At 68.1% G+C, this 14,246-nt stretch carries 15 protein-coding genes; 6 read left to right on the top strand and 9 right to left on the bottom strand.

Translation table 11 applies throughout. The features are described from left to right. Window positions 1–5: 5 nt before the first annotated feature. From ASE70_RS07145 to ASE70_RS07135, 3 genes are read right to left on the bottom strand one after another with little or no spacing between them, the layout of a single operon-like run. Window positions 6–737 carry a thioredoxin domain-containing protein gene (locus ASE70_RS07145; protein ID WP_056502917.1) on the bottom strand — a complete coding sequence of 244 codons (732 nt, stop codon included), beginning with the start codon at window positions 735–737 and terminating at the stop codon, window positions 6–8. A gap of 26 nt (window positions 738–763) precedes the next feature. Then, window positions 764–1,456, bottom strand: a complete 693-nt coding sequence (locus ASE70_RS07140) for a DsbA family protein (protein ID WP_056502914.1) — start codon at window positions 1,454–1,456, stop codon at window positions 764–766. Next, entirely contained in the window at window positions 1,456–1,989 is a 534-nt protein-coding gene (locus ASE70_RS07135; RefSeq protein ID WP_056395387.1) for a DUF721 domain-containing protein, read from the bottom strand. The genes ASE70_RS07140 and ASE70_RS07135 overlap by 1 nt, the downstream gene beginning before the upstream one ends. Window positions 1,990–2,017: 28 nt before the next feature. On the opposite strand from ASE70_RS07135, the gene ASE70_RS07130 reads away from it, so the two are divergent. From ASE70_RS07130 to nudC, 3 genes are read left to right on the top strand one after another with little or no spacing between them, the layout of a single operon-like run. Further along, the gene (locus ASE70_RS07130; RefSeq protein WP_235519658.1) at window positions 2,018–3,049 is read left to right on the top strand and encodes an A/G-specific adenine glycosylase; all 1,032 of its coding nucleotides are present in this window, start codon (window positions 2,018–2,020) and stop codon (window positions 3,047–3,049) included. Beyond that, window positions 3,046–4,368: a serine hydrolase domain-containing protein gene (locus tag ASE70_RS07125; protein WP_056502911.1), complete on the top strand. Its 1,323-nt coding sequence runs from the start codon at window positions 3,046–3,048 to the stop codon at window positions 4,366–4,368. The genes ASE70_RS07130 and ASE70_RS07125 overlap by 4 nt, the downstream gene beginning before the upstream one ends. Further along, entirely contained in the window at window positions 4,365–5,216 is an 852-nt protein-coding gene (gene nudC / locus ASE70_RS07120) for an NAD(+) diphosphatase (protein ID WP_056502909.1), read from the top strand. The genes ASE70_RS07125 and nudC overlap by 4 nt, the downstream gene beginning before the upstream one ends. Here nudC and ASE70_RS07115 read toward each other — a convergent pair. Then, window positions 5,213–6,103: a prephenate dehydratase gene (locus ASE70_RS07115; RefSeq protein ID WP_056502907.1), complete on the bottom strand. Its 891-nt coding sequence runs from the start codon at window positions 6,101–6,103 to the stop codon at window positions 5,213–5,215. The two genes, nudC and ASE70_RS07115, sit on opposite strands and share 4 nt — an antisense overlap. Window positions 6,104–6,218: 115 nt before the next feature. Between ASE70_RS07115 and ASE70_RS07110 the strand changes: the two genes are divergently transcribed. Then, on the top strand, window positions 6,219–6,899 hold the full coding sequence (locus ASE70_RS07110) for a c-type cytochrome (RefSeq protein WP_056502904.1): 681 nt from the start codon (window positions 6,219–6,221) through the stop codon (window positions 6,897–6,899). A gap of 261 nt (window positions 6,900–7,160) precedes the next feature. Here ASE70_RS07110 and ASE70_RS07105 read toward each other — a convergent pair whose 3' ends face one another. After that, window positions 7,161–7,844: an HAD family hydrolase gene (locus ASE70_RS07105; RefSeq protein WP_056502901.1), complete on the bottom strand. Its 684-nt coding sequence runs from the start codon at window positions 7,842–7,844 to the stop codon at window positions 7,161–7,163. Between the two features lie 16 nt (window positions 7,845–7,860). Next, entirely contained in the window at window positions 7,861–8,523 is a 663-nt protein-coding gene (locus ASE70_RS07100) for a YggS family pyridoxal phosphate-dependent enzyme (protein WP_056502898.1), read from the bottom strand. A 22-nt stretch (window positions 8,524–8,545) separates the two neighbouring features. Here ASE70_RS07100 and ASE70_RS07095 point away from each other — a divergent pair, with 22 nt between their 5' ends. Further along, entirely contained in the window at window positions 8,546–9,070 is a 525-nt protein-coding gene (locus ASE70_RS07095) for a thiamine phosphate synthase (protein ID WP_056502895.1), read from the top strand. A gap of 33 nt (window positions 9,071–9,103) precedes the next feature. Here the strand turns inward: ASE70_RS07095 and ASE70_RS07090 are convergent, their stop codons facing one another. Next, window positions 9,104–11,215 carry a TonB-dependent siderophore receptor gene (locus ASE70_RS07090; protein ID WP_235519656.1) on the bottom strand — a complete coding sequence of 704 codons (2,112 nt, stop codon included), beginning with the start codon at window positions 11,213–11,215 and terminating at the stop codon, window positions 9,104–9,106. Between the two features lie 144 nt (window positions 11,216–11,359). Here ASE70_RS07090 and ASE70_RS07085 point away from each other — a divergent pair, with 144 nt between their 5' ends. Next, window positions 11,360–12,430: an AI-2E family transporter gene (locus ASE70_RS07085; protein ID WP_162235941.1), complete on the top strand. Its 1,071-nt coding sequence runs from the start codon at window positions 11,360–11,362 to the stop codon at window positions 12,428–12,430. A gap of 181 nt (window positions 12,431–12,611) precedes the next feature. Here ASE70_RS07085 and ASE70_RS07080 read toward each other — a convergent pair whose 3' ends face one another. Together ASE70_RS07080 and ASE70_RS07075 are read right to left on the bottom strand one after the other, a co-directional pair. Continuing rightward, entirely contained in the window at window positions 12,612–13,538 is a 927-nt protein-coding gene (locus ASE70_RS07080) for a phytoene/squalene synthase family protein (RefSeq protein ID WP_056395419.1), read from the bottom strand. Next, complete coding sequence (locus tag ASE70_RS07075) at window positions 13,535–14,116, bottom strand: TIGR00730 family Rossman fold protein (protein ID WP_056395422.1); 582 nt, start codon at window positions 14,114–14,116, stop codon at window positions 13,535–13,537. The genes ASE70_RS07080 and ASE70_RS07075 overlap by 4 nt, the downstream gene beginning before the upstream one ends. Window positions 14,117–14,246: the final 130 nt, after the last annotated feature.

Here is a 14,246-nt window from a genome sequence, read left to right as displayed (position 1 = left end):
TGGGGTCAGGCGCCGGCGGCCTTCAGCGCCGCTTCGATCTGTGGCCAGCTGACCGCATTCTCGACCTTTTCGCCGTTGATCAGGAAGGTCGGGGTGCCGGTGACGACCGAACCGCCCTCTTCGGTGATCTTGACGACCTGTTGCAGCAGCGTCTGGTCGGCGAGGCACTGGCGTGCCTTTGCTTCCGGTACGCCGCGCTGCTTGACGAAATCGACGAAGCCGGCGGCATCCGCCCATGCCGACACCGCCTGCAATGGCGGGATCGACTGGAGCCGCGCCTGTTCGGCCTGCGGCAGTGCCTGCATCCGGTCGAGCGTGGCGGCCTGATCCTGATACATCGCTTCGAGCAGCGGGAAGAAGGTCGCCGTTCCGTTGCACCGGCCGAGGACCGCCGCGGCGAGATCAGGCGCGCCATGAACCGCGAAGTCGCGGAATTCGAAGCTGACCTTGCCGGTCGATACATAGTTGTTGATGAGCGGTTCGTTGCCTTCGCGACCGAATGCGCCGCAGGTCGGGCAGGTACGCGAGCCATATTCGAGCAGCTTCACCGCCGCGTCGGGATTGCCGATGCGATAGCCGCCCTCGGGCGTGACCGCGACCATGTCGGTCCATTTCTGTCCGGCGGGCGCGGCGACATTGGCGACCGGCGCGGCGGCACCGCCATTGCCGCCGGTATCACCGCCGCCGCCACAGGCCGACAGCGAAGCAAGCGCGATCAGGGGGAGTGCGAAACGCATGGGGAATACTCTCTTGCGAACGGGGGTTATTTGGCGGTGAGCAGCGGCTTCAGGGTCGCCCAGTCATGGACGTCGGCCTTCTGTCCGTTGACCTCGAAGCTGGGCGTGCCGGCGATACCGGCGGCCTGCGCTGCTTCGGCGATGGCGATGACCCGCTTCTGCGCGACTTCGTCGTTCAGGCAGGCGGTGATCTTTGCATCGTCGAGGCCGTGGCCACGCATCAAGGCGCGCAGACCGGTCGCCTCGGCCAGCTGTTGCAGGCGGATCGCGATCGTCGCGGCGCGGGTCTGCGCGGCGGGCGTCTGGGCAAAGGCATCGGCCTTGTCGAGCATCGCCGCCTGCTGCGCCATGATCGCGTCGTGCGCGGCGATGAAGCGGTTCGGACCGCCGCAGCGCACCAGCAACGCCGCCGCGAGGTCGAGCGCGTCGCGCGGCAGCGTGCGATATTCGACCCGCACCTTTCCCGACCGCAGCAACGCCGGCAGCTCGGCCCGCGCATCCTTGGCGAAGGCGGCGCAGTGCGGGCAGGTATAGCTGGCCCATTCGACCAGCTGCACGCGCGCCATCGGGTTGCCGACGACGATTCCGCCGGTCGGCAGCATCGTGACGTTGGTCGACCAGTCGCGGCCGGCGGTGGCGCGGGCCGGTGCCTGCGCCTTGGCCGGGGGCATGCCGAACAGCGCCAGCAGGAACGAACAGACGAGAATGAGGATGCGCATCAGCGGACCTTGCCAAGAATCGGAATGGCGGGGGGCGGCGGGGCGGCGACGGCACCGGCCAGCGCGGCAAGCACCGCGCGCAGTTCGGGATCGGCGATGTCGCGGATCGATTCGCCCATATCGGCCGGGATCGGCAGCGGATCGCGCCGAACCGGGATCGCGCGGCGCGGTCGGACCTCGCCATGCCGGAACTGCAACCGCGCGACGGCGGGATAACCGAAGAACCGGTTGACCCGTTCGACGATCTCCGGCGCAATATGCTGCATCATCGTGCCGTGCGCGCCCGATACGGTCAGCGTCAGCGTACCATCGGCGCGCTTGCCCGGCGGGAAGCGGATCGATTCGGGCGCGGATACGCGGGCGAAGCGTTCGCCCACGATTTCTCCCCAGCGGCTGACCACCGCCGACTGCACGAACCCGAATTTGCGGAAGGCCGCGCCGCCGATATCGGGCAGCAATTCGGCCACGGCGCGTGCGCCGCCACGGCGGCGGGGTTCGGGAATCGTCGCATGGGGGCGGGGACGCGTCGTCATTGTCGCCACCCCATGCCATAGAGCCGCGGTGGACGCCAAGCATCTCTCTGTCGCCGAACGATTGCTCGACTGGTACGACCGCAATCATCGCAGCCTGCCATGGCGCAGCCCGCCCGGCGCGCCGCCGCCCGATCCGTATCGCGTGTGGATGTCGGAGGTGATGCTGCAACAGACGCAGGTCGCGACCGTCCGTCCGTATTTCCTCAGCTGGACGGCGCGCTGGCCGTCGTTCGCGGCGCTGGCGGCGGCGGCGGATGCCGATGTCATGGCGGCATGGGCGGGACTTGGTTATTATGCGCGGGCACGCAATCTACTGGCGTGCGCGCGGGTCGTCGCGGAGCGGGGCGCGCTGCCCGATACCGAGGCTGGCTTGCGCGCGCTGCCGGGGATCGGCGATTATACCGCCGCCGCGATCGCGGCGATCGCGTTCGGGCGGCGGGCGGTGGTGGTCGATGCCAATGTCGAGCGCGTCGTCTCGCGGCTGTTCGCGATTGCTCAGGCTTTGCCCGCCGCCCGGCCGGCGATCCGCGCCGCGACCGATACGATCACGCCCGACGACCGCGCGGGCGATTTCGCGCAGGCGATGATGGATCTGGGGTCGATGGTATGCACGGTGCGGGGGCCGCGCTGCCTGCTTTGCCCGCTGCGCGACGATTGTGCCGCATTCCAAGCGGGCACGCCCGAAGCCTTTCCGGTCAAGGCGGCGAAGAAGGCCAAGCCGCAACGTTATGGCACGCTGTTCTGGGCGGAACGCGACGGGCGGGTGTTGCTGGTCCGGCGGCCGGACAAGGGGCTGTTGGGCGGGATGCGCGCGTTGCCGACCGGGCCATGGGTCGACAGCGATCCGGGGACGGCGGGTGCGCCCTTTGCTGCCGACTGGCGCAGCATCGGGTTGGTTCGCCACGGTTTCACCCATTTCGATCTTGCCTGCACGGTCATGGTGGCGGATGCAGGCGACGAACCCGTGCAGGGCGAATGGTGGCCGGTGGCGGAGATCGCCGATGCCGGGCTGCCGACGCTGTTCGCGCGGGCGATAGCGGTGGTGGAGGGAATGCGATGACGATCGGACGATGGGCGCACGGATCGATGGCGCTGGCGGTGCTGCTGGCGCAACCGGTGGCGGCCTTTGCGCAGGCGGCACCGCCCCGCGCACCGGCCGCTCCCGCGACGCGCTCGCTGCCAGCGACCGGGGCGATGGTCAAAACCTATGTCACGGACAAGAAGGTTCCGGGCATGGTCGTGGTCGTCGGCGGTCCGACGTGGACCAGCGCCCACGCCGCCGGACGCACCGCCGCCGATTCGAGCGCCCCTGCGGCCACTGTCGATACGCTGTGGCGCGTCTATTCGATGACCAAGCCGATCACCGGCATTGCGGCGATGATGCTGGTCGAGGACGGCAAGCTGAAGCTCGATCAGCCGATCAGCGACTTCATCCCCGCGTTCAAGTCGATGAAGGTGCTGACCGATCCCGACAACAGCCTTGCCAGCCGTGCGGCGACCAAACCGATCACGGTCCGCAACCTGCTGACCCATACCGCCGGGCTTGGCTATACCATCGTGACCAAGGGGCCGCTGCTCAAGGAATATGAGCGGTTGGGCATCGTGCCGGCAACGATCAACGCCCAGACCGAGGTCGCGATGGCACAGGCGCGGCCCAAATCGCTCGAAGAATTCGCCGACCGGGTCGCCTCGCTGCCGCTGATAGCCGAGCCGGGGACGAAATGGAGCTATTCGATCGGTCTCGACGTGATGGGCCGGGTGATCGAGGTCGCGAGCCGCATGTCGTTCGAGCGTTTCCTGCAAACGCGGATGTTCGGCCCGCTCGGCATGACGTCGACCTTTTGGCAGGTGCCGGAGCGCGAGAAAGCGCGGCTGGCGACCAACTATGCGTGGGCCGGCGACACGCTGGCCCCGGTCGATCCGGCGGCGACGTCGGTCTGGTTGCAGAAGCCGAGCTTTCCCTATGGCGGCGCTGGGCTGGCGATGTCGGCGCGGGATTACGACCGGTTCCTGCACATGTTGCAGAATGGCGGGACGCTGGACGGCAAGCGGGTGATGAAGGCGGAAACGGTCGCGCTGGCGATGTCGAACCTGCTGCCCGACGGCGTCACCTTCGGCGGGGTCGATGGCGCGACCGGTGGGCAGGCGGGGCCGAAAATGGGCTTCGGTGCCGGCGGTTCGGTCTATCTGGAAACGTTGCCGGGACGGCCGGGCAAGGGCACCTATGGCTGGGGCGGCGCGGCGGGCACCGTCGCGTTCGTCGATCCGGTGCGGCAACTCCGGGGAACGGTAATGGTCAATTATTTCCCGGCCGATCGTTTCCCGCTGCGCGAGGATCTGGTGAAGGCGCTGGCGAGCGATCTTGCGGGCGCACGATGATCGGTTTTACCGGCGCGACGCTGGAACGGGTCGATCACGAGCGCGACGATCCGGCGGCGTTGGCGCGGGCGCTGGCGCATCCGGGCGCACGGTTGCTGGTGCTGGACGGGCTTGCGCCGCCGGTCGACGGCGACCGGCTGGCGTTGGCGCCGATGGACCCGGCGCGGGGCGACGCGTTGCTGCTCGGCAATCTGGACGGCGCGCCGTTGTTCGCGATCGGCGACGGCATCGCGACCGCGCCGGCGATGCGATCGCCGACGCTGATGACGACGCTGGCCGCCATGCCGGTGGGCGAGGCGGCGCTGTACGGCATTGCCCGCAGCCTGATCGACTGGCACGTCCGGCATGGCTTTTGCGCGAATTGCGGGCAGGCGACGGCGGTGTCGCGGGCGGGGTGGGCGCGTGCGTGCGGCACCTGCGCCACACAGCATTTTCCGCGCACCGATCCGGTCGTCATCATGGCGGTCGAACATGGCGACCGGGTGCTGCTGGGGCGGCAACCGAGCTGGCCGCCGGGGCGCTATTCGACGCTCGCCGGGTTCGTCGAGGTCGGCGAATCGATCGAGGAAGCGGTCGCGCGCGAGGTGCTGGAGGAAGCGGGCGTGCGCGTTGGCGCGGTACGCTATTTCGCCAGCCAGCCGTGGCCGTTCCCGTCGCAGCTGATGATCGGGTGTATCGCCGTCGCCGAGGACGATTTGTTGCGGGTAGACACCGCCGAGCTGGAGGACGCGTTCTGGGCGACGCGGCAGGAGGTTCGGGCGGTGCTGGCCGGGGAGACCGGGCGGTTCATCGCGCCGCCGACCTATGCGATCGCGCATAGTTTGCTGGCGGCGTGGGCCGGCTTCTAACCCCGCTCGCGCGCGCGTCCGTAGCTGCCCAGCAGCCGCATGCTCTTGGTATGGAACGCCAATTCCTCAAGCGCGCGGTCGACATGGGGTTCGCCCGGTCGCCCTTCGATATCGCAGAAGAATTCGGTCGCGGCGAAGGTGCCGCCGCGCTGATAGCTTTCCAGCTTGGTCATGTTGACGCCGTTGGTCGCAAAACCGCCCATCGCCTTGTACAGGGCGGCGGGCACGTTCTTCACCTCGAACACCAGCGTCGTCATGCATGGCCCGGCGGGCAATTCCGATGCGGCGGCGCGGGCGAGCACGACGAAGCGGGTCGTATTGTGATCGGCGTCAGCGATGTCGTCGGCCAGCACCTGCAATCCGTACAGCGTCGCGGCGGCGGGCGGCGCGAGGGCGGCGACGGACGGGTCGGCCATCGCCGCCGCCGACGCTGCCGCGCCCGCCGTATCGGGGTGCGCCACCGGTTCGATGCCGCGCGCGCCGAGCCAGTGGCGGCATTGGCCGAGCGCCTGTTCGTGGCTCATCGCCTGGCGCACCGCCTCGATCGGACCGAGGCCCAGCAGCGCGTGTCGGATCGGCAGGAAATGTTCGCCGGTGATGACCAGCCCCGATTCGGGCAGCAGGAAATGAATGTCGGCGACGCGACCGTGCAGCGAATTTTCGATCGGAATGATCGCGCAGTCGGCCTGGCCCGAACGCACCGCGTCGATTGCATCGGCAAAGCCGAAACAGGGCAGGGGCAGCGCGTCGGGAAACGCCTGTACCAGCGCGACGTGCGAATTGGCGCCGGGCGCGCCCTGAAACGCCACGGCGCGATGCGGTTCGCGGGCGGCGGCTTCGGTCATCTGCGCGACAAGGGGGCGCGCCGGTGCGGCGTATTTCTGCATGGGGGGCGGCGGATATCGCTCGCGGCGGCAACCGGCAAGCCCGTCTTGCCAGTAATCAAAGCCACCTCTAAGCATGGCTCCAAACAAAACCATCTTAGGCGAGACGGCTCAGCGCATGGACGACCGGACGAACACGATCGCGGGTTGGGTATTGGCGGGATGCGCCGCGGCCCTCGGACTGTCCATTGCCAGTGGCATGATCTTCCATTCCGGTCCGCCGGAAAAGTCGGGCTATCCGGTGGAGGGCGCTGCCGAGGCGGGTGGCGGCGGCGGTGCGGCGGCGGTGCCGATCGCGACGTTGCTGGCCTCCGCCGACGTCGCCAAGGGGGCCGAAGTCTTCAAGAAATGCGCGGCCTGTCATACCGTCAATCAGGGCGGGGCCAATGGTATCGGCCCGAACCTGTGGGGCGTGATCGGCAAGAAACATGGCCATCTGGCCGGTTTCGCCTATTCGAGTGCGTTGACCGGCGTTGCGGGCAATTGGGACTTCGACGCGATGAACGCGTGGCTGACGTCGCCGCGCAAATATGCGCCGGGGACCAAGATGACCTTTGCCGGTCTGGGCAGTGCCGAGGACCGGGCGAACGTCATCGCCTATCTCAACACGCAGGGGTCGAACCTGCCGTTGCCGGCCGCCCCCGCCGCCGGAGCCGCGCCGGCCGAGGAAGGCGTGAAGAATGTCGAGGAGGGCGCGACCGCCAATACCGCCGACATCGTGAACGCGGCCACACCCGCTTCGGGCGCGCCGTCGGTCGATCCGGCGGCGGCGGAACAGGCGGCGAAGAAGGGCGAGTAACGCTTCGGTTCTGTCTTCGCGGCGAGCCGGGATCGGTTCGCGCGAAGGCGCGAAGAAGGTCAGATTTCGCGCAGAGGCGCGGAGGCGCAGGTGGGTTGCGTTTGCTGCGTCTTCGCGTGCGTTCGGCAGACGAATGCGCCCGCTGCAACCTGCAAGAAAGGCCGCGGTCGCGGGTGAGGTTGCGTCAAGAACAACCTCTCCGCGCCTCGGCGGCTCTGCGCGAACCAATTTCTTCTATTCCACGCCGTCGCGTGAACCGATTCAGGCGTTCACCGGCTCCAGCCCCAGCAGCTTCGCAACCTCATCGAAGCCATGGGCGATGTCGGTGACGCCCAGTTCGCGCAGGCGGGCGTCGTGGCCGACGCCGCAATGCGTGCCCGCGCACAGGCCGATCACGCGCGCGCCCGATGCGACCGCGCCGGTGACGCCGACCGGTGAGTCCTCGAGGATAGCGCATTGTTCGATCGGCACGCCGAGCTGCTTCGCGCCGTAGAGATACAGGTCGGGCGCGGGCTTGCCGTTCGCGACATGCTCCTTGCCACTGTAGATGTGATCGCCGAACGCGTCGGCCAGCCCCAGATGGCGCAGATGGGTCGAGATCCAGTGGGTCGTACTCGACGAGACGATCGCGCGCGGCAGGTCGGCGGGGAGCGAGCGGACGAAGGCGATCGCGCCGGCCACTGCCTCGACGCCGTCTTCCAGTACCCGGGCGTCTTCGATCGCGCGGGCTTCGAAAAAGCCGGCGGGGATCGGTCCGCCGACCCAGCGTTCGATCGCCTGGGTGAAGTGGGTGCCCGACAGCCCCATGAAATTGGCCATCGAATCGGCGGCGCTGGTCGGGTAGCCGGCTTGCGTGAGGAATTCGGCGATCTGGCGGTTGCCGGCGAATTCGCTCTCCAGCAGCACACCGTCGAAATCGAACAACAAGGCTTGCGGACGGGTCATGATACGCTCCGTAGGGTCAGCCGCGCGGGCCGAACAGCGCCGATCCGACGCGGACATGGGTCGCGCCGAGGGTGACGGCGGTCTCGAAATCGTCGGACATGCCCATGCTCAAGGCGGTCAGGCCGTGGTCACGAGCGAGCTTGGCGGTCAGCGCGAAATAGGGGGCGGCGTCGAGGCCGGCGGGGGGCACGCACATCAGGCCCGCGATGGGCAGGCCCGCCGCCTTCGCCTCGGCCAGCAGCGCGGGCAGATCGGCAAGGGGGCAGCCGCCCTTTTGCGGTTCGTCGCCGATATCGACCTGGAGGAAACAGGCGGGTGCGCGGCCGGTCTTGTCGATCGCCTTCGCCAGTGCCGCGACCAGCGACGGGCGGTCGACCGAATGGATCGCGTCGAACAGGCGGACCGCGTCCTCGGCCTTGTTCGATTGCAGCTGCCCGACCAGATGCAGTTCGATGCCGGGGGTAACCGCCTGCAACGCCGGCCATTTCGCCTGCGCCTCCTGCACCCGGTTTTCGCCGAAGACGCGCTGTCCGGCGTCGATCAGCGGCTGGATGGCGGCGGCGTCGCGGGTCTTGCTGACCGCGATCAGCGTCGTCGCGCCACGGTCCCGGCGCGCGATCGATTCGGCATGGGCGATCCGGTCGCGAAGGTGGCCAAGCGAGGTTGCGGTTTCGGTCATCGCGCGCGCTATAGAGGCGGTCATGCGTCGCCGCCACCCTTTGCCGAGCCGCTGGCTGATGACCGACGAGCGTCTGGGCGACGACCTGGCGGCGAAGGTAGCGAAGTTGCCACGCGGCAGCGGGGTCGTCTTTCGCCAATATGCTACGCCCGAAGGGAAAAGGCGGCGGATGTTTGCACAGGTGCGGCGAATCGCGCGGGCGCGGCGGCTGGTGCTGCTGGTCGCCGGACCGTTCCTGCCGGGGGGCGACGGGGTGCATGGCCGCAAAGCGCGCAAGAACAGGGGGTTGGCGACACGACCGGTGCATTCGGTGCCCGAACGCATCGCCGCCGAGCGGGCGGGGGTCGATGCAACCTTCGTCTCGCCCGTCTTCGCCACCCGCTCGCATCCGGGCGCAAGGCCGCTTGGCCGTGTCCGCTTCGCGCTGCTGAGCCGCGGCGCGCGCCTGCCGGTCATCGCCCTGGGCGGGATGACCGAGCAGCGCGCCCGCACGCTGCCGGGCATCGCCGGTTGGGCCGCGATCGATGCGTGGTTGGAGGCTGTTTGAAAACGCGCCCTTCCGCGCGTTTCCAAACGACGCTCAGAATTTCGTGCGTAGTTCGACGAAGGCGGTGCGCGGTTCGCCGGGGAAATGGCCGGTCTGCGCGGTAAAGCCCGACGCGGCATAGACTTTGTCGAACAGGTTATCGACGCGCAGCATCAGTTCGGCGAAGCCCAGTTGGCGCGTGATCGACGCGTCGAAGATGGTGTAGGGCAGCACCGGCTGTCCCGAGCGGCTGACCCGGCGCGACACATGCTCGCCGCCGAACGCGAAGGCGGTGCGGAGCGGTGCGACCTGATAGCGGGTCCAGAACCCCAGCTTGTGCGCGGGCGCATTGGCGAAGCGATTGCCGATCGCATCGGCCAGCGACTGGCCGGCGACGCTGCCGGTGATGCGCGTATCGTTATAAGCGTAATTGGCGAGCAGCACCCAGTCCGGCGTCAGATCGGTGGTCAGATCGATCTCGACCCCCTTGCTGGTCACCTCGCCGATCGGGCGGAGCTGATCGACACCGCCGACCGGCGGCAGGCTGGGATCGACCTGCAACAGATTGCGGCGAACGATGCGATAGAGCGCGGCATTGGCCTGTACCCGACCGTCGAGCAGCCGCGATTTGAAGCCGGTTTCGATCTGGTTGCCGGTGATCGGGGCGAAGGGACCGCCGGCGGCGGGCAGCTGGCTGGCCGGGGCCTGCGGATCGAAGCCCTGCGACCAGCTGACATAGAGCGACAGATCGTCCTGCGGCCGGTAGATTGCGCCGGTGCGGAAGGTGATATCGCCGTCCTCGTACCGCGCGTTCGCCGTCACCCGGCCGGCGGTGGCAACATGGGTGCTATCCTCGAACCGGTCGTAGCGGACGCCCGCGACCAGCAGGAGATGCGCGGTCAGGTCGATCTGATCCTGCGCATAGACGCCGAAGCGGCGCGAATCGGTATCGGTGACGGTGAAGGGCAGAGCCGTCGCCCGCAACGCATCACCATCGGAACGGCCATAGACCGGGTTGGACAGGCTGAGCGGCAACACGCCAGCGCGCAGGATCCGCGACTCCAGCGCGTTCGATTCGCGATACCAGTCGCCGCCGATCTGAACGCGGTGCGACAGGCCGAGCAAGGTCGTGCGCGCGGTGGCATTGGCCATGAACGACAGGCCATCGACCGGGCGGACCTGATCGCGAAATTCGCGCAGGACCAGATCGGGGTTGGCCGCACTCAACCCGCGCGGCTCGTGATATTGCTGGCGTTCGGTCGAGCGGAAGCTGCGGACGCCGGCATCGAGCGTCACCGCATCGCCGATCGCGGTCGCATAGCGCGCGGCCCATGCGGTCGATGCGAGGTGGAGATCATCGCTCTTTTCGTTCGCATTCCAGCCGATCGAGGTGCGGAAACGGCCGCTGTCGTCGACCAGCACCCCGCGCAGCCGGTTGGCGCGCAGATCATTGTCGTAGGTGGTGACCTGCAGCGTCAGCAGCCCGCCGGGATTGGTGCGGATCGACAGCCCGGCATCGCCGATCAGCGCCTTGTGCAGGGTGTTGAAGCGGTACGGCTGCATCGCTTCGTAAAAGCCGCCGATGCGATAGGACACGACACCATCGGCATCGATGCGGTCGATCGCCTCCGCCGAGATGCCGAACCGGTCGTAATTGCCGGCGGTGACGACGGTGCGCAGCGCCGAGCGGTCCGACGGCGTTTTCGACACATAGTTGATGATCCCGCCCGGCGCACCGGGGCCGAAGAACAGCCCCGCCGGTCCCTTCAGCACCTCGACCCGGTCGATGTTGAACAATTGCGGCACGGTAAAGCCGACGAACGGATTGCCGCGCATCCCGTCATAGAAAGATTCGTCCTGGCGAAACCCACGGAAGGTGACGCCGGCATAGCTGTACGCGCTGACGCCCGAGATATTGCGATACAGGTCGGTCGCGTCGCGCGCGCCCTGATCGGTGAACAGTTCGTGGTTGATGACCTGCAACGCCTGCGGAATGTCGAGCGGGTCCTGCGCCGATTTGCCGACGGTGGTGATGGTGGTGCGATAAAGTTGCCGGGCGCGTCCCTCGACCACGATGTCGGCGTCGTCGCCGGCGGGGCGTTCCTGCGCCGCCACCGGGGTTGCCATCATCGCCGCCGTCATCGCCGGCATCCACCACAGTTTCACGTCGTTCCCCCTATTGCGATTTGCTCGCATTAGCGACAGTCACGACGCGGTGCAATCGTTTCGGATACGATCGTTCGAACGATGCCCGCCACCAACACGGAACGGCGGCGGGTTCCGCCCGTTGACGCACCGAAGGGGATGGCGATGCGGGGTGACACGGAACAGGCGGGACCGGGCTATGCACGGGTCGCGGCGATGACGGTGATGGTGCTGGCGATCATCGGCACCGGGTATCTCATCCTCTCGATGATGCGGCTGGTGCTGCTGGTCTTTGCCGCGACGGTCATCGCGGTGTTGTTCAGCGCGGTCGCGCGCCGCATTCAGAAATGGACCCACCTGCCGCGCGGGCTGGCGCTGGCGGCGGCGATCATCCTGTTGCTGGGGATCGTGATCGGCATCTTCTATGGCTTCGGCGCGCAGCTGGTGCAGCAGTTCGATACGATCCGCGAACAGATCCCGTCGGCGTTGCAGGCGATCCAGCGGCAACTGGACGCATGGGGGCTGGGCGAGCCGGCGCGCGACCTGCTGTCGCAGGGCAGCAGCGACCTGTCGACGATCATGTCGCGCGCGGGCAGCTATGTCCTGTCGATCGGGTCGGGACTGTCGGATGCGGTGCTGGTGCTGGTCGGGGCGATCTTCCTCGCGGCCGATCCCGAACTGTATCGCCGCGGTCTGGTGAAGCTGGTGCCGCCGGCGGCCGAACCGGTCGCGCGCAAGGCGGTGGACGATGCCGCCGCGGGCCTGCGCGGATGGATGAAGGGTGAAGCGGTGGCGATCGTCGTCGTCGCGGTGCTGACCGGCACCGGGCTGTGGCTGCTGGGCGTGCCCGCCGCGATCGGGCTGGGCCTGATCGCCGGGTTGATGGATATCGTGCCCTATGTCGGGCCGATCATCGCCGGACTGCCCGCGGTGATGCTGGCCTTCACCCATTCGCCGTCGACCGCGCTGTGGACGATCGTGCTGTTCCTGATCGTCCAGCAGATTCAGGGCAATATCCTGCAACCCATCGTCCAGAAGCACGCCGTCGACGTGCCGCCCGCCGTGCTGCTGTTCTCGGTCATCGGCATGGGGCTGATGTTCGGGTTCATCGGCGTGGTGCTGGCCGCGCCGCTGACCATCGTCGTGTTCGTGCTGGTGCAGCGGATTTACGTGCAGGCGTTGCTGGGGCGGGAGATTACGGTGGCAACCGACAAGGTGAAGGGGGAGGACCAGTGAGGAAGCGGATGTTTCTGCTCTCCTCCTTCCGGTCCCCAGCCCATGCTCTGTCGTCACTCCCGCGCAGGCGGGAGTCCATATGCGCCGAGGTCACTACTTCAGCACAAACCTCAGCGGCTATGGATTCCCGCCTGCGCGGGAATGACGAACATTCTTAAGGATCGTTGAACGTCGCTCCGTCCTAGTTCGGGCGCGTCCAGAGCGACGGGTCGCGGGGCGTATCGGGGGCCGGGCGCCAGCGGGCGGCGATGAACGCGCGGGCGATCGCCGCGATCTTCTTGCCCTTCGACGTCGTCTGGCGCTGGTCCCACGCCGCGGGGCCAGCCGCCGCAACCTTGCGGGCGATGCCGCCATAGATGTCGGCGGCAGCCAGTACCGCCCATGCCGATCGCCATGGCAGGCGCGCCGCGCCGACCCGGGCGCTGTCCTCGTGGAGCGCCGCGCGCGCCGCCATCCGCCGGGCGAGCACCGCAACCCGATCGGGCGTCGCCATCGGATCGGCCGGGTCGATGCGCTGTTCGGCCAGCCAGTCGCGCGGCAAATAGCAGCGCCCGGCGGCGGCATCCTCCGCCACGTCACGGGCGATATTGGCGAGCTGGAAAGCGAGGCCGAGATCGCAGGCGCGGTCGAGCGTGTCGTGGTCCTGTGCGGGCACGCCCATCACCACCGCCATCAGCCCGCCGACCGCGCCCGCGACGTGATAGCAATATTGGTACAGATCGTTCTCGGTCACCGGTTGCCAGCCATCGGCGTCGAGCTGGAATCCGTCGATCACGTCGTGGATCAGCCGGTGCGGCAAACCGACCTCGGCCGCGACGACGCCCAGCGCGTCGAAGGCCGGATCGCCGGTCGGCTGCCCGGCCAGCGCCTGCGCCGTGCGCTCGCGGATCAGCAGCAGGCGCGCGGGGGCATCGTCGAGCCGCTGCATCCCGTGCCCCATGTCCTGCCCGTCCGCCAGATCGTCGCAGGCGCGACACCAGGCATAGAGCAGCCAGGCGCGTTCGCGGGTTTGGCGGTCGAACAGCTTGCTCGCCGCCGCGAAACTTTTCGAACCGCGCGCGATGGTGTCGCGGGCGTGCGCGACGAGCTCGGCGCGGGGCGGGATCAAAGGTCTTTGCTGCTCATGTGGATGATCGCCTGTACCGGGGTATGCGCGGCCATCCTGTCGAGCAGGACGTCGAGCGTGTCGGCGACCAGCAGGATGTCTCGGTGCATGGGGCGCATGAAGCCGACCTCGGCCATTTTGTCGACGAAGGCGATCAGGTGATCGTAATAGCCGGCGGTGTTGAGCAGGCCGACCGGCTTGGCATGATAGCCAAGCTGGGCCCAGCTCATCGCCTCCCACAATTCGTCCATCGTGCCGGTGCCGCCGGGGATGGTGACGAAGCCGTCGGACAGGTCGGTAAATGCCTGTTTGCGCTGATGCATGGTGTCGACGACGTGGAGTTCGGTGAGGCCCTTGTGCGCGGCCTCCGCCTTGACCAGCGCGGTCGGGATGACGCCGATGACGTCGCCGCCCGCCTCGATCGCGCCATCGGCGACCGCGCCCATCAGGCCGAGCCGCCCGCCGCCATAGACGACGCCGATGCCGCGTTCCGCAAGGGCACGACCCACGGCGCGGGCGGAGTCGATGTAGATCGGATCGGCGGGGGTCGCGGACCCGCAGTAAATGGCCAGACGCTTCATGGGCGTGAGCGGTAGGCGATCGGCGGGAGGGGGGCAAGATCGCGGTGCGACGGGCGGACTTCCCTCCCCTCCCTGGCAAGGGAGGGGCCGGGGGTGGGTCGGCCGGCAAGGGAAGGTTCGCGCGCGATAA

Origin of the sequence: Sphingomonas sp. Leaf22 (genome assembly GCF_001421715.1) — a bacterium.
Taxonomy (GTDB): domain Bacteria; phylum Pseudomonadota; class Alphaproteobacteria; order Sphingomonadales; family Sphingomonadaceae; genus Sphingomonas.
The sequence above is the reverse complement of the archived record's forward strand: the minus strand, read 5'-3'. Positions and strand labels throughout refer to the sequence as shown.

Bases quoted from the DNA above. Each gene is read 5' to 3' on its own strand.
- ASE70_RS07115 (WP_056502907.1), bottom strand. From the start codon at position 6,103: ATGCAGAAATACGCCGCACCGGCGCGCCCCCTTGTCGCGCAGATGACC.
- ASE70_RS07105 (WP_056502901.1), bottom strand. From the start codon at position 7,844: ATGACCCGTCCGCAAGCCTTGTTGTTCGATTTCGACGGTGTGCTGCTG.
- ASE70_RS07145 (WP_056502917.1), bottom strand. From the start codon at position 737: ATGCGTTTCGCACTCCCCCTGATCGCGCTTGCTTCGCTGTCGGCCTGT.
- ASE70_RS07140 (WP_056502914.1), bottom strand. From the start codon at position 1,456: ATGCGCATCCTCATTCTCGTCTGTTCGTTCCTGCTGGCGCTGTTCGGC.
- ASE70_RS07095 (WP_056502895.1), top strand. From the start codon at position 8,546: ATGCGTCGCCGCCACCCTTTGCCGAGCCGCTGGCTGATGACCGACGAG.
- ASE70_RS07100 (WP_056502898.1), bottom strand. From the start codon at position 8,523: ATGACCGAAACCGCAACCTCGCTTGGCCACCTTCGCGACCGGATCGCC.
- ASE70_RS07110 (WP_056502904.1), top strand. From the start codon at position 6,219: ATGGACGACCGGACGAACACGATCGCGGGTTGGGTATTGGCGGGATGC.
- ASE70_RS07125 (WP_056502911.1), top strand. From the start codon at position 3,046: ATGACGATCGGACGATGGGCGCACGGATCGATGGCGCTGGCGGTGCTG.
- ASE70_RS07075 (WP_056395422.1), bottom strand. From the start codon at position 14,116: ATGAAGCGTCTGGCCATTTACTGCGGGTCCGCGACCCCCGCCGATCCG.
- nudC (WP_056502909.1), top strand. From the start codon at position 4,365: ATGATCGGTTTTACCGGCGCGACGCTGGAACGGGTCGATCACGAGCGC.
- ASE70_RS07135 (WP_056395387.1), bottom strand. From the start codon at position 1,989: ATGACGACGCGTCCCCGCCCCCATGCGACGATTCCCGAACCCCGCCGC.
- ASE70_RS07085 (WP_162235941.1), top strand. From the start codon at position 11,360: ATGCGGGGTGACACGGAACAGGCGGGACCGGGCTATGCACGGGTCGCG.